Origin of the sequence: Microbacter sp. GSS18, from assembly GCA_029319145.1 — a bacterium.
In the GTDB taxonomy this organism is placed as follows: Bacteria; Actinomycetota; Actinomycetes; order Actinomycetales; family Microbacteriaceae; genus Microbacterium.
Genome location: CP119753.1, coordinates 3137283 through 3162002 on the forward strand (window position 1 = coordinate 3137283; position 24720 = coordinate 3162002).

Annotated in this window: 25 protein-coding genes; 12 read left to right on the plus strand and 13 right to left on the minus strand. The window is 68.3% G+C overall.

What is annotated here, in order from left to right:
* The first annotated feature begins 120 nt into the window (after nucleotides 1–120).
* The 3 genes from P0L94_14490 (at nucleotide 121) to P0L94_14500 (ending at nucleotide 2949) form a co-directional block, all read left to right on the plus strand.
* Complete coding sequence (locus tag P0L94_14490; GenBank protein WES63666.1) at nucleotides 121–1116, plus strand: DUF389 domain-containing protein; 996 nt, start codon at nucleotides 121–123, stop codon at nucleotides 1114–1116.
* 76 nt (nucleotides 1117–1192) lie between these two features.
* Complete coding sequence (locus P0L94_14495) at nucleotides 1193–2122, plus strand: ABC transporter ATP-binding protein (protein ID WES63667.1); 930 nt, start codon at nucleotides 1193–1195, stop codon at nucleotides 2120–2122.
* Nucleotides 2119–2949 (plus strand): hypothetical protein, encoded by an 831-nt coding sequence (locus P0L94_14500; protein WES63668.1) that lies wholly within the window; start codon nucleotides 2119–2121, stop codon nucleotides 2947–2949. Before P0L94_14495 ends, P0L94_14500 begins: the two co-directional genes overlap by 4 nt.
* A gap of 201 nt (nucleotides 2950–3150) precedes the next feature.
* On the opposite strand, the gene P0L94_14505 is transcribed toward P0L94_14500, so the two are convergent.
* Nucleotides 3151–3756 carry a TetR/AcrR family transcriptional regulator gene (locus P0L94_14505; protein WES63669.1) on the minus strand — a complete coding sequence of 202 codons (606 nt, stop codon included), beginning with the start codon at nucleotides 3754–3756 and terminating at the stop codon, nucleotides 3151–3153.
* A 51-nt stretch (nucleotides 3757–3807) separates the two neighbouring features.
* On the opposite strand from P0L94_14505, the gene P0L94_14510 reads away from it, so the two are divergent.
* Genes P0L94_14510 through P0L94_14520 form a run of 3 tightly spaced genes read left to right on the plus strand, consistent with a single transcriptional unit; the run spans nucleotide 3808 to nucleotide 6091 of the window.
* Nucleotides 3808–4740, plus strand: a complete 933-nt coding sequence (locus tag P0L94_14510; GenBank protein ID WES63670.1) for an NAD-dependent epimerase/dehydratase family protein — start codon at nucleotides 3808–3810, stop codon at nucleotides 4738–4740.
* 53 nt (nucleotides 4741–4793) lie between these two features.
* Nucleotides 4794–5558, plus strand: a complete 765-nt coding sequence (locus P0L94_14515) for an SDR family oxidoreductase (GenBank protein WES63671.1) — start codon at nucleotides 4794–4796, stop codon at nucleotides 5556–5558.
* A 56-nt stretch (nucleotides 5559–5614) separates the two neighbouring features.
* Nucleotides 5615–6091 (plus strand): DNA alkylation repair protein, encoded by a 477-nt coding sequence (locus tag P0L94_14520; protein WES63672.1) that lies wholly within the window; start codon nucleotides 5615–5617, stop codon nucleotides 6089–6091.
* Between the two features lie 78 nt (nucleotides 6092–6169).
* Here P0L94_14520 and P0L94_14525 read toward each other — a convergent pair whose 3' ends face one another.
* From P0L94_14525 to P0L94_14540, 4 genes are all read right to left on the minus strand, one after another.
* Nucleotides 6170–6694: a GNAT family N-acetyltransferase gene (locus P0L94_14525; protein WES63673.1), complete on the minus strand. Its 525-nt coding sequence runs from the start codon at nucleotides 6692–6694 to the stop codon at nucleotides 6170–6172.
* A 330-nt stretch (nucleotides 6695–7024) separates the two neighbouring features.
* Nucleotides 7025–7747 carry a hypothetical protein gene (locus P0L94_14530; protein WES63674.1) on the minus strand — a complete coding sequence of 241 codons (723 nt, stop codon included), beginning with the start codon at nucleotides 7745–7747 and terminating at the stop codon, nucleotides 7025–7027.
* 59 nt (nucleotides 7748–7806) lie between these two features.
* Complete coding sequence (locus P0L94_14535; protein WES63675.1) at nucleotides 7807–8898, minus strand: HigA family addiction module antitoxin; 1092 nt, start codon at nucleotides 8896–8898, stop codon at nucleotides 7807–7809.
* Between the two features lie 11 nt (nucleotides 8899–8909).
* Nucleotides 8910–9206 carry a hypothetical protein gene (locus P0L94_14540; protein ID WES63676.1) on the minus strand — a complete coding sequence of 99 codons (297 nt, stop codon included), beginning with the start codon at nucleotides 9204–9206 and terminating at the stop codon, nucleotides 8910–8912.
* Between the two features lie 162 nt (nucleotides 9207–9368).
* Between P0L94_14540 and P0L94_14545 the strand changes: the two genes are divergently transcribed.
* The 4 genes from P0L94_14545 to P0L94_14560 all read left to right on the plus strand — a co-directional run bounded on the left by P0L94_14545 (nucleotide 9369) and on the right by P0L94_14560 (nucleotide 12296).
* Complete coding sequence (locus P0L94_14545; GenBank protein ID WES63677.1) at nucleotides 9369–9635, plus strand: hypothetical protein; 267 nt, start codon at nucleotides 9369–9371, stop codon at nucleotides 9633–9635.
* Nucleotides 9635–9994 carry a hypothetical protein gene (locus tag P0L94_14550; GenBank protein ID WES63678.1) on the plus strand — a complete coding sequence of 120 codons (360 nt, stop codon included), beginning with the start codon at nucleotides 9635–9637 and terminating at the stop codon, nucleotides 9992–9994. The genes P0L94_14545 and P0L94_14550 overlap by 1 nt, the downstream gene beginning before the upstream one ends.
* Nucleotides 9991–11475, plus strand: a complete 1485-nt coding sequence (locus P0L94_14555) for a ThiF family adenylyltransferase (GenBank protein WES63679.1) — start codon at nucleotides 9991–9993, stop codon at nucleotides 11473–11475. The genes P0L94_14550 and P0L94_14555 overlap by 4 nt, the downstream gene beginning before the upstream one ends.
* Nucleotides 11476–11588: 113 nt before the next feature.
* Nucleotides 11589–12296, plus strand: coding sequence for a DCL family protein (locus P0L94_14560; GenBank protein WES63680.1), 708 nt, complete (start codon nucleotides 11589–11591; stop codon nucleotides 12294–12296).
* 61 nt (nucleotides 12297–12357) lie between these two features.
* On the opposite strand, the gene P0L94_14565 is transcribed toward P0L94_14560, so the two are convergent.
* Genes P0L94_14565 through P0L94_14585 form a run of 5 tightly spaced genes read right to left on the minus strand, consistent with a single transcriptional unit; the run spans nucleotide 12358 to nucleotide 18892 of the window.
* Entirely contained in the window at nucleotides 12358–15669 is a 3312-nt protein-coding gene (locus P0L94_14565; protein WES63681.1) for a DEAD/DEAH box helicase family protein, read from the minus strand.
* A 48-nt stretch (nucleotides 15670–15717) separates the two neighbouring features.
* Nucleotides 15718–16791, minus strand: coding sequence for a hypothetical protein (locus P0L94_14570; protein ID WES63682.1), 1074 nt, complete (start codon nucleotides 16789–16791; stop codon nucleotides 15718–15720).
* A 3-nt stretch (nucleotides 16792–16794) separates the two neighbouring features.
* Nucleotides 16795–17922 (minus strand): restriction endonuclease subunit S, encoded by a 1128-nt coding sequence (locus P0L94_14575; protein ID WES63683.1) that lies wholly within the window; start codon nucleotides 17920–17922, stop codon nucleotides 16795–16797.
* A complete protein-coding gene (locus P0L94_14580; protein WES66328.1) occupies nucleotides 17919–18569 on the minus strand; it encodes an N-6 DNA methylase in 651 nt (216 codons plus the stop codon). The genes P0L94_14575 and P0L94_14580 overlap by 4 nt, the downstream gene beginning before the upstream one ends.
* A complete protein-coding gene (locus P0L94_14585; protein ID WES63684.1) occupies nucleotides 18455–18892 on the minus strand; it encodes a hypothetical protein in 438 nt (145 codons plus the stop codon). Before P0L94_14585 ends, P0L94_14580 begins: the two co-directional genes overlap by 115 nt.
* 492 nt (nucleotides 18893–19384) lie before the next feature.
* Between P0L94_14585 and P0L94_14590 the strand changes: the two genes are divergently transcribed.
* Both P0L94_14590 and P0L94_14595 read left to right on the plus strand, forming a co-directional pair.
* Nucleotides 19385–19750, plus strand: coding sequence for a winged helix-turn-helix domain-containing protein (locus tag P0L94_14590; protein WES63685.1), 366 nt, complete (start codon nucleotides 19385–19387; stop codon nucleotides 19748–19750).
* 1 nt (nucleotide 19751) lies between these two features.
* Nucleotides 19752–20738 carry an SRPBCC family protein gene (locus tag P0L94_14595; GenBank protein ID WES63686.1) on the plus strand — a complete coding sequence of 329 codons (987 nt, stop codon included), beginning with the start codon at nucleotides 19752–19754 and terminating at the stop codon, nucleotides 20736–20738.
* 21 nt (nucleotides 20739–20759) lie between these two features.
* Here the strand turns inward: P0L94_14595 and P0L94_14600 are convergent, their stop codons facing one another.
* From P0L94_14600 to P0L94_14610, 3 genes are all read right to left on the minus strand, one after another.
* Nucleotides 20760–22787: a molybdopterin-dependent oxidoreductase gene (locus P0L94_14600; GenBank protein WES63687.1), complete on the minus strand. Its 2028-nt coding sequence runs from the start codon at nucleotides 22785–22787 to the stop codon at nucleotides 20760–20762.
* A gap of 143 nt (nucleotides 22788–22930) precedes the next feature.
* Complete coding sequence (locus tag P0L94_14605) at nucleotides 22931–23389, minus strand: SUF system NifU family Fe-S cluster assembly protein (GenBank protein ID WES63688.1); 459 nt, start codon at nucleotides 23387–23389, stop codon at nucleotides 22931–22933.
* Nucleotides 23386–24684 carry a SufS family cysteine desulfurase gene (locus tag P0L94_14610; GenBank protein ID WES63689.1) on the minus strand — a complete coding sequence of 433 codons (1299 nt, stop codon included), beginning with the start codon at nucleotides 24682–24684 and terminating at the stop codon, nucleotides 23386–23388. Before P0L94_14610 ends, P0L94_14605 begins: the two co-directional genes overlap by 4 nt.
* Between the last annotated feature and the right edge of the window lie 36 nt (nucleotides 24685–24720).

Below are 24720 nucleotides of genomic sequence, written 5' to 3' on the forward strand. Positions count from 1 at the left end.
AATCATACACCTGTGGTCTGACCACACTTGGCCGCCCGAGTCGGGTCGGAATCGCCCCCGGAGTCGCGAAGCGCGATGTCGCTTCCGCGCCGGGGCGCCGAGCGGGGGCAGGATGATCGCATGCTGACGGTGCGCGTCACGGCGACGCGAGAGGTGTCGGAGCGGGTCCGCGTCATGCTCGAGGCGGAGCCGACCGTCAGCGACCTGATCATCGTCCCCGCCGCGGCGGGCGGAGAGCACGATCTGCTCTTCTTCGACCTCGCGCGTGAGAGCGCGAACGACGTCATGCAGGACCTCCGGCACGCCGGCGTGGCCGAGGACGGCTCGATCGTCGTCTCGGAGCCGCTGACGGTCATCTCCGAGGACGCCGCCGCCGCCGAACGGGTGGCGCCCGGGCACCCCGCCGACGGTGTGGTGTGGGCGCAGCTGTCGGACCGGACGCAGGAGGACGCGCGGCCCTCGTGGGTGTTCTTCGTGTTCCTGCTGCTGGCCACCCTCATCGCGGGCGTCGGCCGCATCCTCGATCAGCCGATCCTCATCATCGGGGCGATGGTCGTGGGGCCCGAGTTCGCCCCCATCGCCGCCCTCTGCTACGCCATCGTGCGGGGCAAGCGCCGCATCGCCGGCGAGGCCGTGCTGACCCTCGTCGCGGGGTTCGCCGCCGCGATCGTCATCTCGTGGGCGGTGTGGGCGGTCGTGTACGGCGCGGGCTGGATCACCTTCACGGCGGCGACCACCGGCGCACGGACCTCATTCATCATCGAGCCCAACGCATGGTCGTTCGTCATCGCCGTGCTCGCGGGCGTCGCCGGAGTGCTGTCCCTGACCACCGAGAAGTCCTCGGCGCTGGTGGGGGTGTTCATCTCGATCACCACCGTTCCCGCCGCCGGGACCATCTCACTGACCCTGGCCGTCGGCGCGTGGGACGAAGCGATCGCGGCGGCGGCGCAGCTCGGGATCAACATCCTGGGACTACTGATCGCCGGCACGGCGACGCTCGCCGTGCAGCTGCACGTCAGCCATCCCCTGCGCCGCCGGCTGTCGCGCCGCTGGGGCGATCCCCGGTGGCTCCGCCGCCGCGGGCCCGGCGGAGGGGCGGGACGATGGTCCTTGTGAGACCCCACACGACCGGCGGACGATCGGATGCACCGGCGCTGTCCGCACCCGGCAGACGAAGGGACGCCTCCGCACCATGACCGCGGCCATCACCACCACCGCGCTGACCAAGCGCTACGGCTCGCACACCGCGATCCGCGAGCTCGACATGGCCGTCGAGCGCGGTTCGGTGTTCGGGCTGATCGGTCCGAACGGGGCGGGCAAGACCACGACGCTCCGCCTGCTGCTGGACATCATCCGGCCGACGGCGGGGTCGATGACGGTGCTGGGCGTCGACCCGCGCGCCGGCGGCGCCGATCTGCGGCGACGCATCGGCTTCATCCCCGGCGAGCTGCGGCTCGAGGGGCGCGTCAAGGGCGGCGCTCTGCTGCGCCATCTCGCCGAGATCAGCGGCCCGGTCGCGCCCGGCGCGATCGAGGAGCTGGCCGAGCGCATCTCGCTGGACCTCACGCGCCCCGTGCGCACGCTCTCGAAGGGCAACAAGCAGAAGCTCGGCCTCGTGCAGGCGTTCATGCACAAACCCGAGCTGCTCGTGCTCGACGAGCCGACGAGCGGCCTCGACCCGCTCATCCAGCGCGAGTTCCTCGTGATGCTGCGCGAGGCGCGCGAGGCGGGGCAGACCGTGCTGCTGAGCTCGCACGTGCTCAGCGAGGTGCAGCAGGCGGCCGACGACGTCGCGGTGCTCGCCGATGGGAGGATCGTCGCCCGCGGCGACGTCGCGTCGCTGCGGATCGCGAGCGTGCGCCGCATCCGCGCGACGGTCGCGGGGGCGGATGCCGAGACGCTGCGCACCGCGCTCGCCGCAGTGCCCGAGGTCGAGGACCTCGACGTCGCCGACTCGCCGGGAGCCGCGGACCTCGTGCTCGTGTCGGCGACGGCCCACAACGGCATCGATGCGGTCATGCGGGCGCTCACCCTCGGGGAGATCCGCGACCTCACGGTGGAGGAGCCCGACCTCGAGGAGTCGGTCCTCGATCTGTACGCCCGGACGGAGGGGGCGTCATGACCGCGGTCGCGGCATCCGCTCCCCGCATCGTCTCCGCGCCGCTGCCCATGATGCGCCGCGCGCTGGTGGACGGGTGGCGGGGCCTGCTCGGCTGGATCATCGGCATCGCCGCCGTCGTGAGCGTGTACGTGCCGCTGTTCCCGACGATGGCGTCGCCCGAGCTCGCCGGCATGCTCGACTCGCTGCCGCCCGAGCTGGTGAACACGCTCAACTACGGCGACATCACGTCGGGCGCGGGCTACGTGCAGGCCACGTTCTTCGGCCTCACCGGCTTCGCGCTGCTGAGCATCGCGTGCATCGGGTGGGGCTCGTCGCTGACCGGCGGCGCCGAGGAGTCCGGGCGCCTCGAGCTGACGCTCGGGCACGGCGTGGGTCGTGTGCAGTACGCGCTCGAGACCGCGGGCGTGCTGCTCGTGCGCGTCATCGTGATCGGCGCGGTCGGCTACGGCATGGTGTGGCTGTACGACGCCCCCGCCGAGCTGGAGCTCGACGCCGGGAACCTCCTCGCGGCGACCGTCGCGTGGATGGGGCTCGGGATGCTGACCGCGGCCGCGTCGTTCGTGGTCGGCACGTCGACCGGACGCCGCGCGTGGGCGGTCGGTGCCGGCTCGGCCGTCGCGATCGTCGGGTTCGTCATGCAGGCCGTCGCGAACAACAGCGAAGACCTCGACTGGCTGCACCGCTTCTCGCCGTACGACTGGGCCTTCTACGCGAATCCGCTCGTCGATGGATACGACTGGGGTGGTCTCGGCCTGCTGTGGGGCGGCTCGGTGCTGCTGATCGCGGCGGGCACCTTCGCGCTGTCGCGCCGGGACATCCTGGGCTGAGCTGCGCGCCCGCGTCGCGCCGGAGGTGGCAGCACCTGCCGCCTCCCGTGCGCCGATGTGGACACTTCTGCCACCTCGGCGACCTTCGCGGGCGCGAAGGTGGCGCGTTGTGCCGCTCGCGCGCTCGCGAGGCGGCCTCACGTGCCACCTGGGCGTCGAGGGGTCGCCAGCGCCCCGCACCGCGCGCCCGGCCGCGGGCCGTCAGCTACGAGCCCCGCGTGCCGGGTCTCCCAGGACGAGGAAGTCCGCGCAGCGTCGCGCCAGCGCGTCGGCGCGGGCGTCGTCGACGTCCTTGAGCGCGGGGGTCTCCAGGATGAGCGTCGCCAGTCCGTGCATCTGGCTGAGCACCGCGAGGGCGGCATCCTCGCGCACGTCGGCCGGCACGCCGCATCGGGTGCCGAGGAACTCCTCCAGTCCCGCCAGCGCGCGGGCGCCGGCATCGGCGAGCGGGTCGGGCGCGCCGGGCGGGGCGCACAGCGCCCGGTCGTACATGAGCCGGAACTCCACCCTGTGGCCGCGCGCGAACCGCACGTACGCCGCGGCGACATCGGCCAGGGTCGGCTCGGCTCCGTCGCCTGCGGACGCCATCGCATCGCCGAGCGCCGCGAAGCCGCGCAGCGCGAGCGCCTGCAGGAGGTCGCGCTTGTCGGCGAAGTGGCGGTAGGCGGCGGCGTGGCTCACGCCTGCGCGGCGCGCGACCGCGCGCAGCGTGAGCGCGTCGGGGTCGCCCTCCGCGGCGATGTGCGAGGCGGTCTCCAGGAGCGCGTTGCGCAGGTCGCCGTGGTGGTAGCCGCTTGATGTTGACATCGGTCACATTGTGCCATAGTGTCGCCCTCGAACAATGTATCCACTGGTAACATGGAGGTCTTCATGCAGGTCGTGATCGGCGCAGGAGCGCTGGGAGCAGCCACCGCCGAGGCGCTGGTCGAACGGGGCGAGCGGGTGCGCGTGGTCAGCCGCACGGGAGCCGGAGCGCCGGAGCGAGAGGGAGTCGAGTCGGTCGCCGCGGACGTGCGCGACCCGGAGTCGCTGGACCGGGCGGTCGCGGGGGCGGCGTGCGTCTATCAGTGCGCTCAGCCGCCGTACCACCGGTGGCTCGAGGACTTCGAACCATTGCAGACCGCGGTCATCGAGGCTGCGGCGCGCGCCGGCGCGAACCTCGTCGTCGCGGACAACCTGTACGGCTACGGGCGCCCGGTCGGGGTGTTGCACGAGGACAGCCCGCGCGAGCCGGTGTCCCGCAAGGGCGCCCTGCGCGCCCGCATGGCCGACGCCGCGCTCGAGGCGCATCGCGCGGGGCGGCTGCGCGTCGCGCTCGTGCGACCCTCGAACTTCTTCGGCCCCCGCTACGAGCGCAGCGGAGTCGAGCTCTTCCGGCCCGCGCTCGCAGGCGGGCGGATGACGTTCCTCGGCGGCGCGGATCAGCCGCACGCGTATACGTACGTGCCTGACGCGGGGCGTGCGCTCGCCGCGGTCGGAACGAGCGATGACGGCTGGGGAGCCGCGTGGATCGCGCCGGCGCAGCCCGCCGTCACGCCGCGCGAACTCGCGCGCCTGGTGTGGCGGGCCGCCGGTCGCGAAGGCGATCCGCGCATCTCGGTGCTCGGCCGGCGCACGGCATCCGTCCTCGGGCTCTTCTCCCCTCTTGTGCGCGAGCTGCCCGAGATGATGTACGAGTTCGAGGAGCCGTTCGTCGTGGATTCGTCGCGAATCCAGTCCGCGTTCGGCATCCGCCCCACTCCACTCGGTGAGGCGGTCCGGGCCTCACTCGACGCGTTCGCGATGGGGTGACGAGCTCTTCCCCCTCGCCGCCGGCGCGCCCGGACAGAACCTAGGCTGGCGGTATGGCGCCCTCCACCGGACCCCGACCCGTCACGATCGTCACCGGCGGAAGCCGCGGCATCGGCGCGGCGGTCGCCGAACGGCTCGCCGCAGACGGCCACGATCTCGTGCTCACCTACCGCGTCGCCCGCGAGGAGGCCGAAGCCGTGGCGACGGCGTGCCGGGCCCTGGGAGCCCGGGTCCTTCTCGTCCGGGCGGACCTCGCCGACCTGGAGGACGCCGCCCGTGTCGTGCCCGCCGCGCTCGCCGAGTTCGGCCGGCTGACCGGCCTGGTCAACAACGCCGGGGTCACCATGCGGATCGGCGACTTCATCGGCATCGACCTCCCGGAGGTCGAGCGGATGCTGCGCATCAACGTCCTCGCCCCGATCGCCATCACGCGCGACGCCCTCGAGGCCATGTCGACCGAGCGCGGCGGCGAAGGCGGCACCGTCGTCAACATCTCCTCCGGTGCCGCGACGAGCGGCGCGCCGAACACGTACGTGCCGTACGCGATGAGCAAGGGCGCGATCAACGCGATGACGACGGGCCTCGCCAAGGAGTTCGGCCCCCAGGGCGTGCGCGTCAACACCGTATCGCCCGGCACCACCTACACGACCATCCACGCCGACGGCGGCCGTCCGAACGCTCCCGAAGAGCGCGCTCCCGCCATCCCCCTGCGGCGCGCCGCGCATCCCCACGAGGTCGCCGACGCCGTCGCCTACTTCTTCGGTGCGGGCGCCGCCTTCACCTCCGGCGCCGACCTGCGGGTCACCGGCGGCACCTGAGCGCAGCAGAGGACGGCGGCCGCCCCCGCTGCCCGGCTTCGGGCGAGGATGGAGGGGTGGAGTCCCCCGCCGCCGCCTTCATCGACCGCACGCTGCGGGCCGAGGCGTCCGAGTGGCGCACGTGGGCCGACGGCGATGCGACTGTCGGCGGACTGCGGGTGTACGGCGCCTCGGTCGGCGCGATCCGCGGCACCGTCCGCGACGCGCTTCGGCGGCATCGGGGTCTCGGGCACGACGACGTCACGGCACTCGCGTCGGAGCTGTGGGCGGTGCCGGTGTTCGAGCGTCGCCTCGCGGCCATCGTGCTGTTGCAGGGTCAGGTCGAAACGCTCACCGGTAAGGACCTCACCCGCGTCGAGGGGTTCCTCCGCGATGCCCGCACACCCGGCCTGATCGAGCCGCTCGCCGTCGACGTGGTGAGGCCACTGCTCGCCCGCCTGACCGGCGCCGAGGCCGACCGTGCCCGGCGCATCGTGGCCCGGTGGGCCGCGGCGGACGCCGAGGAGCTCCGCACAGCGGCTGCGCTGCTGTGACCGGCCGTGGGCGGGAACGGCCGTGGGTGGACGCTCACGCCCGTGCTGTCGCCGCGACGGCGTTGCGGCGACGGGTCGTCAGAGCGCGACCGCGAAGCACAGGGAATCCGGCATCGTCGCGATGTACGGCTCGTACACCGGGATCGGAGTGAAGCCGAACGATCGGTACAGCGCCACCGACTCGGGCTGGGCCGGCCCTGTCTGCAGGATCATGCGCGGGGCCCCGCCCGCACGGGCCCGGTCGATCGCCGCCTGCACGAGACGGCGCCCGACGCCGGTGCCGCGGAGATCGGTCGCGACGACGAGGCGCTTGAGCTCCCAATCGTCGCCCAGCCGGCGCACCATCGCGTGCCCCACGGCCTCGCCGTCTGCGGTGACGGCCAGCAGCGTCACGACGAGCTGGTCGGGATGCACGCGCATCGCCTCGGCGCGCGCGGCCGTGACGTCGGGCGGCTCGGGGTCGTCGCTGTGGTACCGCGCGTCGAGCTCCGCGTCGAGGGCGTCGCGCAGGCGCGCCCCGCGGTCGTCGTCGTGCGCCACCGACACGATCTCGACCGGGCGATCCTGCGTCGGCGCGACGGACGGCGGTGCGGGTTCGGGCATGGCACGAGCCTAGTCACGCGGGAGTCGGCGAATCGGTGGCGGGCCTCAGCGCGCCTGCAGGAAGGCGATCGGCGCAGCGGAACTCGCCCCCGCAGACGAGGAACAGGATCGAGCCGACCGTCACCGCGACGCGTTCCGACATCCGTGTCGGGAACGGAGTGAGATGACACTAGATGTCACGAATAGCGGGCGGACCTGGACGATCCGAGGCGACTTTGTCGTGACACTTTCCCGAGCACCACACCCGCCGGGCGACCGGATCGTGACAACGCCCATCGCGCCTACGCCTGCACCTCGGCACTCTCGTCGCCGGATCGCGCTGAACTTGTGTCAGCTCTCCGACTCCCAGCCAAGGGCGCTGCGAACGACCTCTGGCCGCTCGCGCATGTCACGTTCAACCGCCGCCAGGTCGCTCACGCGAAGTATCCGCATGATGACTTCCGGGGACCGCCACGCGCTCGCGCGAGCGTTTCGGCGAACCTGACTGCTCTGGTCTCGAGTGAGCATGATGACGGCGGCTGGCGGTGTCGCCGGGTTCACCGCAGCGTAGAAGCGCACACCTTCGAAATGGTCGTCAACCAGATCTGTCATCACCGACGAGGGGGTTCTGCGGTTGTAGGCGACACCTCGTCGAACCTCGTCGTCCAGATCCCGCGCGAGCAGTCGCAGCGTCGACTCGGACAGGTCAGCCCAGTTGGCGGCAGAAGCGCGGACGACCGCATCGTCGTCCGAGGCGAGCACTTCAGCAACGTCGATTGGTGTTCGCGGGTTCGCGGCGACGGACGCCCTCGCGTATGGGTACGGGTCAAGAGCAAGCATGCGAAGGTCTTCGGTCGTGGTCTTCCTGTGGCCGGCGACCGCATCCCTAATCGGGTCATTCTCGTCACGGGCGAGGTCATGGAGAATCTCCGTTGTGACGTTGGGGTTGTACACGACCTTGAACCGGACCGCCGAGTGGGGGGAACGCGCGAGCTCTTCCAAAAGCGGGGCCGGCGTGTCAGGGTCATCAGCGACCGCGAACAGAAGGCGAAGGCTGTGCTGGTCGATGTCCATGAGAGATGACCATAGCGGCATCAGCCGTCTGTGATTCCGCGCTCACAGGCGCCAGCAGCCTACGCGGACGCCCACCTGCTGAGCTCTTCTGTAACCGAAGGGGCGCCCTTGGCGAGCTGGGTGCGCCAGTCGAGGTGGCCGTGGTGCTGCAGGAACCCCACGATGACGATCTCGTGAACACCAAGCCGTTCGGCTTGTGTGGACACCCAGTTCTGCCGAATCGGGCGAGGCGGGGCGGGAAGGCCGCCTGGAATGGCCCACTCGCCGGCAAGCTGGTTGGTCGCCTCTTCGTCTCCCATGGTGTGCGTTTCACCGTCGTCGATGAGGATGATGCCGCCGGGGCGCACGTCACCGCGGACAAGGTGCGCGAGCTCGTGCAGGAGGGTGAACAGAACCTTGTCGAGTCGCTTACCTCGTCCGGAGATCGCAATCACCGGCTGGGTTTCGTCGTCGTCGAGGAGGAACGTGGCCCCGTTCATCTTGCTGCCGGGGAACGCTTCGATGTAGACAAGCCGCACACCAACGTCGGCAAAGAGCGTCGCCAGATCCGCGAAGGATGAGACATCTCGCACCTTGCGCGCGAGGTTCTCGGCGAGCTCGCCGAGGGCCCCCCTGTCAAAGGCCCCAACTGTGAGTCTGCGTGCCTGCCGACGGGCGACCGCAAGCCAGGCCTTTTGGGTAGGAGTGAGCGGCACGTCGGGGTTGGCGCGTCGAGCGGCGGCCGCGAAAACGGGCTCCTCGTCGATCGATTCGATCTCGAACAGGTCTCGAATCTCGGCTTCGAGCTCGTCGAGACTGTTTCCGGTGATGTAGCCACGCTTACGGAGCACGGAGACGGGTGCGAGCTGGTTCAGTTGGGCACGCACCTTCACGCTGTGAAGCTGGCTCTGCGTCTCGGTGTCTTGGGCCTGACGAGACAGTAGGTACCGGTTCTGTAGGTTCAACCAGAACTCAGCCGACGTCCCGAGCGCGGCCGCGATCTGTGCGGCCGACTCGCGGGTGATCTCCTTCTTCGCGGACATGATCTCGGAGACGAACTGGGTGGGGCGCCCGAGTATCTCTGCGAACTCTGCCTGGGACCAATGCCGCGCCTCAAGCTCCTCCGCGAGTAGCTCTCCGGGTGGAACCTGGTCGGCAAGGTGCTTGTCCATAGTGCTCCTCCTCAGTGCTGTTCGACGGCTTCGATGACGGCTGTGGGGGTACCGCTGGCATCCGGGTAGGAAACGCGCAGCTGATGCTCGTCGTCGATCCGCAGTGTCGCGCCGCGCACCCCTCGCGTTGTCGAAGGCTGCACCCGCAGGCTCATCAGTGCCTCCAGATCGCCCGGCCCGGTCGCGGCGCCGATCATCTGAAGGACTCGCCGGTAGCGGCGCAGGAGCGATGCGGACCAACCGCCCGCGGTGGACGCGGTCTCATACGCGAGGCGTTCCAACTCCCCGTCCCCGAACTGCAGTTGCAACGCGCATTCCGCTCTTCACCCCTGAACTGATACTGCAACGATAACCGACGTCCGTGTGGGTGGTGAAAACTCACCCCCGTGTCTCCATGTTACACTAGTAACATCACCCCAAGGGTGATTAGGTGATGACCAGATATAGATCTACAAACAAAGGAGTGTCGCATGACGACGCAGCCGAACCTCGCGGATGCGAGCAACAAGAAGAACCCGGTGATGACGATCACGATCGACTCGAAGCAGTACCAGGTGAACGACGACGACTGGGAGGCGCGCGCCCTGCTCCTCCTCGCAGGCCTTGATCCGGCCGAGTATGACCTGGCTCAGATCAAGCGCAACGGCACGCTGAAGCGGTTCAAGGACCGGCAGATCGTCAAGGTCGAGGATGGCGACGAGTTCGAGTCCGTCAAGCAAGACGGACCCGTCGCCTGATGAGCACCGCGGGGCAGGGCGTGCAGGGGTTCATCGACGACCTCGCCGAGTGGGGCGCGCCTGCAAGAGTCGTGGAGTCCTGGGTTGTGTTCCCGGTGCGTGCGCCGAGTGGTGTGCTGGAGGGCGAGGTGCTCGAGAGTGCAGTCGCCGCGAATGAGCTCGCATCCTGGCCGCTGGTCCCTCCCCACTGGGTCCACTTCCCGTCGTCGGTGACGCTCCCGCAGGTGCACGCCGATCAGTCAGACACGCAGCCGGGGTGGACGCGACACTCGCGACAGATCGAGCGATGGGAGCAGGTGACCGAACCGGGCCGCGCCTGGCTCGGTCACGCCCGCGCCACCCTGGCCGGGGCATCATGACGGGCGAGCGGCGATACTCGGTCGCGATGCCGGCCGCGGTAGCCGAGATCCTCACGGCGCATCTGGACCGAGAGGACGGGCAGGAGGATGTGGTCCTCGCCACCTACGCTCCTTCGACGGGACGGGAACGAACCTCGGCGCTCCTGCGCCGTGTGTTTCTCCCGCAACCCGGCGAGCGGCACGTACACGGGAACGCATCCTTCACTGCCGACTACGTGATGCGCGTCACAGAGGAAGCTGTGGCTGCAGGGGAGGGCCTGGTTCTGCTGCACTCCCACCCTCGAGGGACGACGTGGCAGTCGATGAGCACGACGGACCGAGCGACTGAGTCGGGGTACGCCGGACTCGGAAGTGCGGCGACCCGGCTCCCAGTGATTGGGATGACCTGGGGAGGTGCTGGGCAGGTGTGGTCGGCACGGTTCTGGTTCTCGCGGACGAGCGTGGTTGACGCGGAATCGGTGCGAGTGGTTGGGGCGACGTTCGCTCCCTCGTTCAACCCGGTTCTTGTCCCAGCGCCGGAAGCAACGTCGGCGCAGATCCGGACGGTGAGCGCCTGGGGCTCGGTTGTACAGGCGGATCTCGCCCGGATCCGAGTGTTGGTGGTGGGGACAGGCAGTGTTGGCTTGGACGTCGCACAGCGACTTGTGGCGTCCGGGATCCGCACCGTCGGCGTAATGGATTTCGATGCCGTGGAACACCGAAACCTCGACCGGATGATCGGGGCCCGCCGCCAGGACGCCCGAGATCAGGTCGCGAAGGTTGACGTCGCTGCCCGGCTCCTCCGGGCACAGGCCACCGCAGCCCATCCGGACATCCGCCGGCACGAGATGTCGATCTGTGACCCGGACGGGCTGCGCGTCGCGCTGGACTACGACATCGTCTTCTCTTGCGTGGACAGACCGTGGCCGCGAGCGGTGCTCAACCAGATCGCCTACGCGGACCTCATCCCGGTCATCGACGGCGGTATCAACATCGAGGTCGCCGACGACGACACATTCAACCGGGCAACTGCGCGCGCGCACACGCTGGTTCCCGGCCAGCCATGCATGGCCTGCACGCGTCAGCTGAAACCAGCCAGAGTGGCGCTGGATCGGGAGGGGCTGCTCGATGACCCTGAGTACGTTCGCCGCTCTGAAATCGACCTGGAGCGCGCTGGCCAGAACGTCGCGACGCTCTCCGCGATGGTCAGCGCACTGCTTCTCGCTCAGTTCGTGAGTCTGACCGTCGCGCCTGGCGGGCGTGGCGTACCAGGTCCGGTGTGCTACCACTATCGCCCGCACGTCCTCGAAAAGCTCGAAGACGCTTCGGCACCATGCTGTCCGTGGGAGACGGCACTCGCCGTTGGCGACTCACGGATTCCGATTGCGACGGGGCACGCCCACGCCGAGGACATCGTCCTGTCGCGGCACCGCGCCGCGCGCACACTCCGCGGGCGATTCCGCCGGCTGCGAGGGTGGCTCGCCGACAGCTACGGAAGCTGAGGCGTCCCGATCGCTGAAACTCGCTACCGGGCCGATGTCGACCGGGCATCCGACACTAGCCAGCTAGCCCATTCCACCAATCTGACCAACCACATCAACAAGGAGACACCGCCATGGCGATCCCCGTAGTCCTTCCATCATTCCGCTGGCCTTCCAAGAAGGCGGCATTCGACGACTTCAGGCTCCTGCACACCGGCGGCCCCTACGCCCCCTACGACCGCATCACCGACCCCTCACACGACCTGATGCTTCGCGAAGTGCTGGATCTTCACCCCGACGCCTCTGAGAAGATCGGCGGAGGAGTCGACTACTTCTACGTCGGCCTGACTAGCGACGGCGACAAGTTCAACGTGCGGTCTGACGCAACGGGCATCTGGATCAAACGCGTGGACGGGTCGCAGGTGGACTTCAGCTACCGCACCTGCATCAGCAACCACACAGAAGAATCCGACGCGAAAGAGGGGCTACGACTCGCAGTCGAAGACCGCCGACTGTCGTACCGCGACGACCGCATCAAGGAGGGGACGTTCGCGAGCGATATCTCCGGAATCGTCTTCTCAGACCGCAACGAGGCACATGTCATCTACGACGAGCCCTCATGGGGACAGCTGACCTACCGGTTCGCCGAGGCCGAGGGCGGATGGGACCGAATCCTCGTCCACTCGGGGTACGGCGGCGTGCTCATTGGCAGCCACCTCATGGACACGGACGTCCACACGAGATGGCTCGAGTTCTACGACCGATACGCAAACCGCCGGCTGGCGACCGCAAGCGAGTCCGCCGCCCGTCCGCGACCTCAGCAAGACGCGTGGACGCCCTAGCAGCCCAAACCTGACATCCGGCCGTAACGGCCGTGTCGCGAGCGAGGGGCGCTCTAGGTGCCTATGCCACTGCTGTGGGAACTGCGGTCTCCCGGATCTGGCGGAGCGTGCCCACAATGACGTCAACGTCGGAGTCAGTGAAGAAGAAGTCCGGTCCTGTCGGGGCGTGATCGGTATACGGGGACTCGAAGAGGCGCGCTGGTTCCATCACCCCGTTCTTCGTGAGCTCATCGACGATCAGGCTCACGAACCGGATCTGATCCGCAGAGAACCTCGTGCTGTCGAGATAGCCCTCAAAGGCCTCTGTCGCGGCGGAGCGGTCAAGTCCGACGAGCTGCCGGATGAAGACACCGAGGCCGCCGACCTGTTCGTTAGCCCAGACGATGTCGATCGGCTGCCCTCCGGATTCGACGAGCATTCCTTCGAGCTCGGTGAGGTCGCTCGGCGTGAGCTGCCTATTGCGGCGAAGCCGCTGGAGGGCGAGGTTGTCGAGGTGCTCGCGGAGGTACGCCTCGGCCTTGGAACGGAAGCGTTCGAAGTTCGTGCCGGGCGTGGTGCCTGGCAGGACGACCTCTACGCCTTCGCCGATGGTGTCCTCGAAGTCCGTGTAGACCGGGTTGCGGGTTGTCTTCTCGACGAATCGCACGAGGCCACGGATGCGGAGCCGGGCGAGCTCGAGCATGGGGAGTGTGACATCCACCCACCATTCGTCGCCCGCCACCGACTCCAGCAGGACCGCCTGCTCCGCGACCGACGGAATCGTGGTCTTCCCGAGCAGGGCGGTGGCGATCTGCTGAATGGTCTCGCGAAGCCGTTCCGACAGTATGGCGTCGCCGTCGAGCTGGGCGAGCTGGCGGCGCAGCACCAGCAGATCGAATCGCTTGGCGTCCTCGTCGTCATCCCGCACCGACGAAGGCAGGCCCGCGAGCAGGAGAACCGAGTCGGTCTTGTCGGGTGTCAGCGTGGTCCAGGCATCCGCGTCGGCGAACTCCTCGACAGTCCTCCGGTGAGGGCGGACGACGAAGTTGTCGAGATTCATTCCTGCGACGAACTCGTGCAGGGTCTCGATCGTGGACTCTCGGAGTTCCGGTTCGGAGTCCTTGAGCGTGGTCACGAGCCCGAGGCGGGACTCGAAGAGGCGCTGAGAGAGCGACTTCTGGACCTGCCCCTGCGATCCGGGGAGGTCCTGGCTGAAGTACTCGAGGTTGCCGCAGAAGTCGAAGACCAGGAAGTCCTGTTTGTCCTCTCCGGGGCCGAACAGGTCGGGGCGCAGCCTGGTGCCGCGTCCGATCATCTGCCAGAACTTCGACTTCGATCGCACCATCTTGAAGAACACCAGGTTCACGACTTCGGGGACGTCGATGCCGGTGTCGAGCATGTCGACGCTGATCGCGATGTGCGGGGCCTTGTCCATGATCGAGAAGTCATCGATGAGGGACTGCGCGTACGGGGTGCCGTGCGTGACGACGCGTGCGAAGTGGCCGGCGAGGTCGGGGTAGGCGAGATTGAACCGCTTCTCGATGAACTCGGCGTGCTTCTGGCTCTTGGCGAAGATGATCGTCTTGCCCAGCCGGTCACCGCCGGCGACCTTGTAGCCCTGCACCATGAGAGTCTCGAGGACCTTGTCGACTGTGTCCTCGTTGAACAGGAACCGGTTCAGCTCCTCAGCGCCCACCTCGTCGGGAGGGCCGTCCTCGCCCCAGTCGAGTGCATCCCACTGGTCCTTCTCTTCCTCGCTGAGGTCGTCGTATCGGATGCCGGAGCGGAGGAACTGGGTGCCGACGCTGATGCCCTTCGGCGGCACCAGGTAGCCGGCGTCTACTGCCTCGTCGAGCGAGTAGTTGTCCGTCGGGACGCCGTCTTCGAGGTGGAACAGCCGATAGGTGTTGTGGTCGACCTCGTCCTTGGGTGTCGCGGTGAGACCGACGAGCATGGCGTCGAAGTAGTCGAAGATCGCACCGTACTTCGCGTAGACGGAGCGGTGGGCTTCGTCGATCACGATGAGGTCGAAGTAGCCGGGCCCGAACCGGCGGGTGCCGCCGTCGACGTCGTCGATGAGGTTCATCATCGTCGGGTAGGTCGACACGTAGACGCGGCCGTCGACCACCTTGTCGGTCACCAGGTTCACCGTCGTAGAACCCGGCAGATGAGCCTTGAACGCGTTGGCGGCCTGACGGACCAGAGCCGTGCGATCGGCGAGGAACAGCACCCGCTTGACCCAGTTCGCCTTCTGCAGCAGGTCAACCAGTGCAATGGTGGTGCGCGTCTTCCCCGACCCGGTCGCCATGACAAGCAGTGCCTCACGCTGCTTCCGGTCGAACGTGTCGCCCACAGCCTTGATCGCACGCGCCTGGTACGGGCGGCCCGCGATCTCGGTGTTCACAGGGGCGGACGACAGAGGCTGCTTCGTGCTGCGCCGCTGGATGAGCAGTTCGAGCTCGTCACGGGTGTAGAAGCCCTGAGTCTCGCGCGGCGGGTAGCCGCCAGCGTCATCCCAGATCCGATGCTCGTACCCGTTCGTGTAGAAGATCACGGGACGGCGACCGAACTGCTTCTCCAGGCAGTCGGCGTACAGCTTCGCCTGCTGCTGACCGACCTCCGGGGATTTCGATGTGCGCTTCGCCTCGACAACGGCGAGGGGCAACCCGTCCGCGCCCCACAGGACATAGTCGATGAAGCCCTTGCCCTCAGCGTTCGGCATCCCCGTGACCTCGTACTCGCGATCACGGTCGTCGCTCAATTCCCAGCCCGCTTCGTGGAGCAGGACATCGATGAACAGGTCGCGCGCCCCGGCTTCGTCGTAGTCGCGCGTATCCGGGGCCACGGCCGCCTGCGCAGCAGCGATCTGCGCCTTGAGGTTCGCGATCTCCGCTTCATGGGCTGCGAGTCGTTCATCCTTCGCCGCGAGCGCACGTGCGTGTGCCTCGTCCTGCTCTTTGAACTTCGCAGCAAGCCGCGCGATGTCCTCACGGGACAGCGGCGCAGCCTTCGCCGCGAGCGACGGATCGAACTGTGCCTGCAGCGGGACAACTGCCGGTTGCGGGGAGTGATGATACGACGCCCACACGACCACGTGGAACAGCTCCCGCAGCACCATGAGGGCCACATCGGCGCCGACCTGGCGGTTTTCGTGCACGGCCGTGTTCGCGATCCGGCGGATCGACGTCAGCTTCTGGGTGATGCCGGCGGGCACCTTCGTCTTGAAGCCGGCGTCGCTGATCCTCGCGGCGAGGTCATCGCGATAGGGGGCCCGGAGGGACAGGACCTCATACAGGTACCCCACGAGCTCCTCGATGACGCGGCGGCTGTAGAAGCAGGCCGATCGAGGGTCTGAGGACAGATACGACTCCGCCCGTGCACAGTCGTCATGCATTGACGGCAGCGTCTGCCGAACGAAATCGAAGTTCCCCATGTCGTCACATCACTCGTCGTCGTGGATGCCGAAATGCTCGGCGAGGCGATCCAGTGTGAACTCCTGCCGGAGCTTGCACGCGCTGTGCTGGCTCGCGAACATGCCCTTCACCCAGTAGGCGTGCTTCTCGGGCACAGTGGCGAGCCACTCGACCGGCACGACCCACTCCGCGTTCTCGTCGATCTCGTCGCCTTGATGCACGTACGCCCCGGCAAGAGGCTGCGCGCTGAGCGGCACGAGATCGCCGTTGACGTTCACGGATGCGTCTTCGAATCGCACCGCAGGGCCGACAACGGTGCCTACACCAACGAAGCCGGTGCCCGGCACGTTGACCCACACGCGGGCGTCGACGGGCAGCGACCGGAGCGTCTGAGAGTAGAACTTGCCACCGCCGGCAGACACGAAACCGAAGCGGCGCGCGTCTTCCCACGGCCGATCCCCACCGAACGAGACATACCAGTCGACGCCATTCCACGGCGCCCTCTTCGACGACGACTTCGTCGTCTTGCCAACAGGAGCATCGACGGATGCCGCGAGCCACGACCGCGCCAGGTATCGCCGGTCGTCATCTTCGATGTAGGTGAAGAAGACGGCGTTGATCGGCACGCCGAAGGTGCGCAGGTAGGTGACGATGCGCTCCGAGCTGGAGTCAAGCGCCGACGCTACGACGCTGAGCTGGAGCTCGGCGTTCAGCTCATCGGGCGGCGCCGACCCGAAGACCTCCTCGAACGCCGTCTCGAACGGTTGGGGAAGGTACTTCTCGGAGATGTCGATAACGTCGTCGCGCGAGAGCGTCGCAACCCACGAGCCGTAGTCGAGCACCTGCGCCACCACCTCGCGCGGCGTCTTCTCACGCTTGAGTTCCAGCACGTGCAGGTTGCCGTCACCGTCGACCGCGAGCAGATCGAGACGCTTGCCGTACGGTGTCGGCACCTCACTGCCGATCACGAGAAGCGGGATGCCGAGAAGCGACGGATCCTTCTTCAGGAACTGGTGCAGCTCGTTCTCGGTCGGCAGCGCCGCAGGCGACAGCGGCTTCGGCGTCTGCCCGTCGATCCGCCACATCCTCATCTCAACCGGCATGGGTCATAGCTCCCCTCGGAACGCGCGGGTCTGGAGCGACGCGAAGAGCTCGTCGGCGACTGCGAGGGCGCGGGTAATCACGGCACGTTGCGTGTGAGTTTGAGCGATGCGCGAGGCGAAGGACTTCTGTACCGCGAGCGGCGGCACTGGAATCTGCAGTTTGACGAACTGTCCCTTGGGGAGGAGCGGGAGCGTCGTGGAGGCACCCCGTGCGACGATCACGGGCTTCAGATTTCGCATAGCCGCAAGTCCGTACGCATCGTCGATCGAATCGCCCCATTCAACCGCGTTGATCTGCTGGTTGAAGGCGGACGGCTCCGTCGTTACACCCACCTTGCCGATCGTCGCTCCGATACAACACACGAGAGTTGACCCTGCCCGGACCAGACGGCTTGCGGCGGCCCCCTGCTTTGTAACCTTCCGGACGACGGGGACGCCGGATGAAAGATCCCCAGGTGTGACGAAGGGGATTGGACCGTCGAACATCCCGGCCGCTCCCGTCGGGGGTGTTCTTCCGGTGGTTACCCGCCCGAGATCGCCTACGGGCGCGGAGGTCCAGTGGTGTGGTGGTCCGAACGTGTCACGGAATAGGGACAGCTCAAGCGATTCGAGGTGAGCGAGGGCTTGAAGCCACTTCGTACGGATCGCGTCGGCGAGGTCGAGGATCGCGGCGATCCGTCGCTGCTCGGCGAGGTCTGGAGTTGGGATCAGTGAGTCCTTCACGATCCGATCTGAGACGGCGGGGTAACTCGCGCCCGTCGATTTGCGCACCATGTCGCTGACGAACTGCGGGGATCGGACCCAGTGAAATAGGTACCTGGCGTCGATTCTCGGACTCGGCCGCAGGACTGTGAAACCGGTTGAGGCGGTTGCTCCGCTGAGCGTCGGCGGCACCACCGCGACAGCGTTGAGGTTTGGGCGAACGGTCGAAACCAGCACGTCGCCAGCAAGAACGAGCTGACGCGCACGGCTCGGAGCTTCGACGCCGCTCACTCGCGTAGCGCCAGTGATTGCTTTGCTCGAGTTGTCGACCGCGCTGAGATCGATGTAGTCGAACTCGCGCTCGGGCTCCCGTGCCGGGTTCCACGTCTGCACGCGCTCGACCAGCGCGCTGATGCGAGTTGTGCTCACGCGAGCATCGCCTTCAGTTCGGCAAGCTCTACCGCGATCTCGGCATCCAGTTTCTCGATGTCGGCGATGATGTCGAGCGGGGCGCGGTGCTCGACCTCGTCGCTAACGACCTCTTTGTAGCGGTTGAGGGCGAGGTCGTAGCCCTGCGCAACGATATCGGCCTTCGTCACGAAGAAGGACTGGTCGGTGCGAGCGCGATCTGTCTCGGCATCCCGCGCGTGCCACCGAGCAAGCACATCGGGCAGGTCGTTCGCCTCCACAGGGTTGCGCTTGTCGTCGAGCGAGAACCCATCGGCGCGCACGTCGTAAAACCACACGTCATCGGTGCCACCCGAGTTCGTCTTCGTGAAGAAGACGATTGCCGTCGAGACCCCGGCGTAGGGGCGGAAGACGCCCGAGGGGAGCTTGATGACGGCATCCAGCTTCTGGTCCTCCACGAGCATCTTGCGCAGCGCCTTGTGCGCGGTACTCGATCCGAAGAGCACACCATCGGGCACGATGACCGCCGCGCGACCGCCCGGCTTGAGGAGCTTCAGGAAGAGAGCGAGGAAGAGCAGTTCGGTCTTCTTCGTCTTGACGGTGCGCTGTAGGTCTTTCGCGGTCGATTCGTAATCGAGTGACCCGGCGAAGGGCGGGTTGGCGAGGATGAGCGTGCCGCCGCAGTCGCGTTGAACTGAGCCTGGGCGAGGTCGTCGATTCGCTCGGCCGGACGGACATCGAACAACCCGTAGCTGCCGTCGGCGAACTGCGCCAGCAGGTCAGGTATATGCCAGTGCTGCCAGAGCCGGGATCCGTGCCCGAATCCGATCGCCATCGGCTGAGCCCACAACCGCTCCACCTGACCGCCGTAGTCGAGCCACAGAACCGCCCAGCGCTCTTCTTGGGATTCGCACCACACATGGGAGGCGGTTCGCTGCCAGTAGTACATCGCCGGTGTTGACTTGCGCCGCACCCCCTTGGAGGCGCGCACTCTCATAGGGTCGGTCGCTGCCCAGTCCCGGTCGCCAAGTGCACGGCTCACTGGCGCGAACTCCTGAGAGAGCCCGCCCGGAGTGCGCTCGCCTACGCGAGGGATCCAGTGCAACTCGGTGTGCCGCGACCTGTGGCGGGTCGTGATCTCTTTGGCGCCTTCGACCGGTCTCATCTAGGCTCCCTTCCTGCGATGCAACCTAGACGCCGATCGTGGAGGGGAAATCGCGGTTCTGCCGCGGGAGCAGCCATTTCTTCCGCTCGGGGGGCTCATTGGCGGGGCGAAGGTGCTCATACATGAGTACGAACTGCGCCTGGTCGCTCACAGGCACGCGAAGTCTCTTGAGAATCTCGCCCGGGCGTGTCGTTACGTGACACCGTGTGTCACGTAATCCGAGGCGTGTGTCACCTAAAGCCCGTTTGTGTCACCTAAACCCGTTCCCGACAATCCGAGTGTTGACGTGTTGCGGCGGCGGGGCTAACGTACAACCAAATGGTTGCACAAAATGAGCTCACGGATGCCGAGACCGACCGCGTCTTCCACGCGCTGGCCGCGGCCACGCGCCGGGACATCGTGCGCCGCACCGCGGTGCACGAACAGTCGGTGTCGCAGCTCGCGGCGGACTACGACATGTCGTTCGCGGCCGTGCAGAAGCACGTGGCCGTCCTCGAAGAGGCACGGCTCATCGTCAAGCGCGCCGAGGGGCGCGAGCGCCTGGTCCGCGCCGATCCCGCGATGATCGCGCGCGCCCGCATCCTGCTCACGGAGTACGAGGACCTGTGGCGCGGACGGATCGACCGTCTCGACGCGCTGCTGGCCGAAGACCCCGCCGGCACCGACTCCGAGGAAGGAGACTGACATGCCCGTCATCGACATCACGAGCGACCCCCGGTCGCTCACCATGACCGTGGTCGCCGAGTTCGACGCCCCCGTCGAACGCCTGTGGAAGGCGTACACCGACCCGAGCCAGCTCGAGCGCTTCTGGGGCCCGCCGGGATGGCCGGCGCGGTTCTCGGCGTACGACCTGACCGTCGGCGGACGCGCCCTCTACGCCATGAACGGTCCGCGCGGCGAGGTCGCTCGCGGAGCGTGGGAGTTCCTCGCGATCGAGGAGCCCGTGCGCTTCGAGGTGCTCGACACGTTCGTGGACGAGGACGGCGACGCCCTTCCCGGCATGCCCTCGATGCGCATGGTGTTCGGGTTCGAGGAGACCCCCGTCGGCACACGCGTGCGGTGCGTGAGCCACTTCACGTCGGTCGAGGCGCTCGAGCAGGTCATCGCGATGGGCTCGATCGAGGGCACGCGCCTGGCGATGGGCCAGCTCGACCGGGTGCTGCACGATCTGCGGGCGTACTCGCAGGGTCGCGGCACGCAGACCGAGATCCTGACCGACCAGCACGTGCGGATCACGCGCCTGATCGACGGCCCCCGCGACCTCGTGTGGCGCGCGCACACCGAGCCCGAGCTCATGAAGAAGTGGCTGCTGGGCCCGGACGGCTGGGAGATGACGGCGTGCGAGATGCCGGCATCCGCGCCCGGGCCCTACCGCTACGCGTGGGCGCCCGTCGCCGGCGGCGAGGGCGAGGCGTTCGGCTTCGACGGCGAGGTGACGCTCATGGAGGAGCCGCGCCGCATGGTCTCGACCGAGCACATGACCGGAACGGAATACCCGCCGACCCTCAACGACCTTCAGCTGTACGAGGAGGACGGCGCGACGCTCATCACGATGGTGATCGAGTATCCGGATGCCGCCACGCGCGACATGGTGCTCGCCACCGGGATGACCGACGGCATGGAGGCCTCGTACTCACGCCTCGAGCGCGAGCTGCTGTCGTCCGGGCGGTGACCGACGGGGTCGGTCGCGGGACTATGTGCCGGCGACCGGCCTGACGTCGACGAAGGCGTCGTGGAAGTCGCCGCCGCCCCCCGCGTCGCTGAGGCCGTCCGGGGTGAGGGCGTTTGCGGAGGTGCCGCCCGACCCGCGCGCCCACCCCGAGGGGAGCGACACCACGCCCTTCCGCACGCTCCCCACGTGGGCGCGGGCACGGACGGCCGAACGCTCATTGACCACCTCGACGCGGTCGCCGTCCGCGATGCCGCGCGCATGTGCGTCGTCGGGATGGATCGCCACCGCCAACTCGCCCTCGGCCTTCGCGTGCCAGGGCATGTGCGCATAGCTGGAGTTCAGAAAGTGCATCGAGCCCTTCGCCGTGAGGAGGTGAAGCGGCCATCGTGCGTCGGAGGATTCCGGCGGTCGTCCCGCCGTGGGGACGACGAAGGCGCACCTGCCGTCATCGGTCGGGAAGCCGCCGGCGGCGAAGGGCGCCGCCGCGCGGTCGTCGTGGACCTGAGCCCAGCCTTCGCGATCGAGCAGCCCACGGGTGATGCCCATGTTCCGGAACCCGTCGCTGTCGAGTGCGATGTCGATCATCTCGTCGTCCGTGAGATGGAGGTGATCGTCCTCGAGGCCCATCGCCGCGGACAGCCTGCGGAAGAACTCCGTCGTCGACACCGCTTCGCCGAGCGGAGCGACGGCCGGCTGATTGAGGGCGATGTGGTCGTGGCCCCACGACCACATCAGGTCGAGGTTCTCCACCTGGGTGGTGGCCGGCAGCACGTAGTCGGCATGCCGGGCCGTGTCGGTCAGGAACTGTTCGTGCACGACGGTGAGCAGATCACCGCGCTTCATACCGGCGATGGTGACCGTCTGGTTCGGCATGGTGACGACCGGGTTGGCGTTGTAGACGATCAGGGCGGTGACCGGTGGATCCAGCGCCGGGTCGGTGAGCGCTCGGCCGATCTGGATCATGTTGACCGCGCGCGTTCCCGGCGGCACGAGGTCCTCGCGTTCGAGCGGCGCGACGTTCATGGCGTCCCACTGCGCGCCTCCAGCCAGGAACAGCAGTCCCCCGCCCCGACTGCGCCAGGCACCGGTGACGACCGGCAGGTAGGCGATCGTCCGGAAGGTCTCGGCGCCCGAAGATCGGTGCTCCATCCCCACGAGCAGGCGGATGCATGACGACGGGGTGGTCGCGTACGCATGAGCGAGACGCTCGATCTCGTCCGCCGGGACCCCGCAGACCTCGGACGCACGCTCCGGAGAGAACTCGTCGAGCTGGGCGGCGAAGTCGTCGAAACCCGTCGAGTGCCGGTCCAGGTAGTCGGCATCCTGCAGGCCGTCCCGCATGATCACGTGCGTCATCGCCATCGCCAGGGTCGTGTCGCTCCCGGGAAGCGGCTGGACGTGCCAGTCGGCCGATCGAGCGGTGCGGGTGGCGGCGGGATCGATCACGACCACGGTCGCCCCCGCGGCTCGGGCCTCCCGGATGAGGGGCCACAGGTGCACGTTCGTGACGATGGTGTTGGTTCCCCACAGGATGATGAACCGCGAGTGCACGATCTCCTGCGGCAGGATTCCCGTGTTGGTGCCGATCGCCTGCGAGACCCCGGTCGAGCCGGTCGCGGCGCACACGGCGCGCGTGAGCCGGGTGGCGCCGAGGCCGGCGAAGAACCGGGATCCGGCGGTCGCGCCCTGCAGGAGCCCCTGGGTGCCCATGTAGCTGAAGGGGAGGACCGTCTCGCCGCCGTGCCGGTCGATGCGCGTCTGGAGACCGGCGGCGATCTCGGTGAGTGCCGTCTCCCACGACACCTGTTCGAACTCGCCCGACCCCTTGGGGCCGGTGCGTCTGAGCGGATGCAGCACACGCGCGTCGGAGTAGACGCGGTCGAGGTAGTGATTCACCTTCGCGCAGAGCGTGCCCCGGGTCACGGGGTGGTCGGGATCGGCCACGAGCGCTGTGGCGCGGTCGCCCTCGACGCTCACATGCCAGGCGCACGTGTCGGGGCAGTCATGGGGGCACGCGCCCCGGACGATGAGGGGAAGCGGCTCTGCCAACCGGACACCTCCACGTGTGTCGTCGTCGTCGCGCAGTTGATCGTTCGAGCGGTGCTGGCTCCGACCGTAGCGCGGGCGGCGACTCCCGTGAAGAAGTTATCCACAGACGAGGCGATCTGGGCACCTCGATCGGGTGAAGCTCGTCAGGCGCGCGCCATCGCGTCCTCGAGCGCGACCCACGCGAGCATGGCGCACTTGACGCGCGCCGAGAACTTCGACACCCCCGACAGGGCGGCGGCGTCGGCGAAGGTCTCCTCGTCGAGCGGGATCTTGCCGCGCGAGCGCAGCGCCTCGCGGAAGCCGTCGATGAGCGCCGTGGCGTCCTCGGTCGGAAGGCCGTCGTCCCCGCCGTCCTCCTCGATGAGCGACACGAGCATCGACGCGGAAGCCTGCGAGATCGAGCATCCCTGCCCGTCCCACGTGACGTCCCGGATCGCCGAGCCGTCGTCGGTCAGCCGCACGCGCAGCGAGATCTCGTCGCCGCACACGGGGTTGCGCTGGAACGAGGTGGCCGAGCGGCCCTCCTCGTCGGCCAGGCCCTTGCCCTTGGGGCGCTTGGAATGGTCGAGGATCAACTCCTGGTAGAGCGATTCGAGGCTCATGCGGTGACTCCGAAGAACGAGCGGATTCCGGACACGGCGTCGAGGAAGACGTCGACGTCGGCATCCGTGGTGAACACGGCGGCGCTCGCGCGCACGGTGGCGGTGAGGCCGTAGCGGCGGTGCAGCGGCTGGGCGCAGTGGTGTCCGACCCGCACGGCGACGCCGCGCGAGTCCAGGAACTGGCCGGCGTCGTGCGCGTGGACTCCCTCGACATCGAACGCCGACAGCGCGACGCGCTCGACGCCCTCGGCGTCGCCGAGAAGGCGGATGCCGGGGATCTCGCGCAGGCCGTCGCGCATGCGGCGCTCGAGGTGCGCCTCGTGCGCGTGCACGGCCGGCATCCCGATGTCCTCGAGGTAGCGGACGGCCGCCGCCAGCCCGATCGCCTGCGACACCGGCTGCGTGCCCGCCTCGAACCGCTGGGGCGGCGGCAGGTAGTCGGCCTCGTCGAGGGTGACGGTCGTGATCATGGATCCGCCGGTGAGGAACGGCGGAAGGTCGGCCAGAACGTCCTCGCGTCCGTACAGGCCGCCGACGGCGTAGGGGCCCAGCATCTTGTGGCCCGAGAACACCGCGAGGTCGACGCCGAGCGCGGGGAGGTCGACGGGCAGGTGCGGAACGGACTGGCACGCGTCGAGCACCGTCAGGGCGCCGGCATCCGTCGCCATCGCCACGAGCTCGGCGACGGGGTTGACGATGCCGAGCACGTTCGACACGTGCGGGAACGCCACGATGCGGGTGCGTGCGCCGATGAGGGCGGATGCCGCCTCGAGGTCGAGCGTGCCGTCGTCTCGCACCGGGATGTGGCGCAGCCGTGCTCCCGTGCGGGCGGCGAGCTCCTGCCACGGGATGAGATTGGCGTGATGCTCGGACTCGGTCAGCACGATCTCGTCGCCGGGCTTCAGCGCGAAGCGGGCGCTCGCCGGAGCGCCGCGGCCGGCGGTGGCGTTGCCGATCGAGTACGCGATGAGGTTGAGGCCGGCCGTCGCGCCCGAGGTCCACACGAGTTGCTCGGCATCCGCGCCGACGAAGCCGGCGACGGCCTCGCGGGCGTCCTCGAAGGCGTCCGTGGACTCGGCAGCGAGGGTATGCGCGCCGCGGTGCACGGCGGAGTTCGTGCGGGTGAGGAACTCCACCTCGGCGTCGATGACCGCCTGCGGCTTCTGGCTCGTCGCGCCCGAGTCGAGGTAGACGAGCGGGTGCCCGTTGACCTCCTGCCGGAGGATGGGGAAGTCGGCGCGCAGCGCCTCGGCGTCGAGCGCGCGGGCGTCAGCGGCGGAAACGGGGGAACTCACCCCTCCAGGCTACGCTGGCGCGCCTGAACCCGGGCC

What these genes read in the sequence shown, in the direction of transcription:
- P0L94_14490 (WES63666.1), top strand. Translation starts at nt 121, where the DNA reads ATGCTGACGGTGCGCGTCACGGCGACGCGAGAGGTGTCGGAGCGGGTC.
- P0L94_14495 (WES63667.1), top strand. Translation starts at nt 1,193, where the DNA reads ATGACCGCGGCCATCACCACCACCGCGCTGACCAAGCGCTACGGCTCG.
- P0L94_14500 (WES63668.1), top strand. Translation starts at nt 2,119, where the DNA reads ATGACCGCGGTCGCGGCATCCGCTCCCCGCATCGTCTCCGCGCCGCTG.
- P0L94_14505 (WES63669.1), bottom strand. Translation starts at nt 3,756, where the DNA reads ATGTCAACATCAAGCGGCTACCACCACGGCGACCTGCGCAACGCGCTC.
- P0L94_14510 (WES63670.1), top strand. Translation starts at nt 3,808, where the DNA reads ATGGAGGTCTTCATGCAGGTCGTGATCGGCGCAGGAGCGCTGGGAGCA.
- P0L94_14515 (WES63671.1), top strand. Translation starts at nt 4,794, where the DNA reads ATGGCGCCCTCCACCGGACCCCGACCCGTCACGATCGTCACCGGCGGA.
- P0L94_14525 (WES63673.1), bottom strand. Translation starts at nt 6,694, where the DNA reads ATGCCCGAACCCGCACCGCCGTCCGTCGCGCCGACGCAGGATCGCCCG.
- P0L94_14530 (WES63674.1), bottom strand. Translation starts at nt 7,747, where the DNA reads ATGGACATCGACCAGCACAGCCTTCGCCTTCTGTTCGCGGTCGCTGAT.
- P0L94_14535 (WES63675.1), bottom strand. Translation starts at nt 8,898, where the DNA reads ATGGACAAGCACCTTGCCGACCAGGTTCCACCCGGAGAGCTACTCGCG.
- P0L94_14545 (WES63677.1), top strand. Translation starts at nt 9,369, where the DNA reads ATGACGACGCAGCCGAACCTCGCGGATGCGAGCAACAAGAAGAACCCG.
- P0L94_14550 (WES63678.1), top strand. Translation starts at nt 9,635, where the DNA reads ATGAGCACCGCGGGGCAGGGCGTGCAGGGGTTCATCGACGACCTCGCC.
- P0L94_14555 (WES63679.1), top strand. Translation starts at nt 9,991, where the DNA reads ATGACGGGCGAGCGGCGATACTCGGTCGCGATGCCGGCCGCGGTAGCC.
- P0L94_14560 (WES63680.1), top strand. Translation starts at nt 11,589, where the DNA reads ATGGCGATCCCCGTAGTCCTTCCATCATTCCGCTGGCCTTCCAAGAAG.
- P0L94_14565 (WES63681.1), bottom strand. Translation starts at nt 15,669, where the DNA reads ATGCATGACGACTGTGCACGGGCGGAGTCGTATCTGTCCTCAGACCCT.
- P0L94_14570 (WES63682.1), bottom strand. Translation starts at nt 16,791, where the DNA reads ATGCCGGTTGAGATGAGGATGTGGCGGATCGACGGGCAGACGCCGAAG.
- P0L94_14590 (WES63685.1), top strand. Translation starts at nt 19,385, where the DNA reads ATGGTTGCACAAAATGAGCTCACGGATGCCGAGACCGACCGCGTCTTC.
- P0L94_14595 (WES63686.1), top strand. Translation starts at nt 19,752, where the DNA reads ATGCCCGTCATCGACATCACGAGCGACCCCCGGTCGCTCACCATGACC.
- P0L94_14605 (WES63688.1), bottom strand. Translation starts at nt 23,389, where the DNA reads ATGAGCCTCGAATCGCTCTACCAGGAGTTGATCCTCGACCATTCCAAG.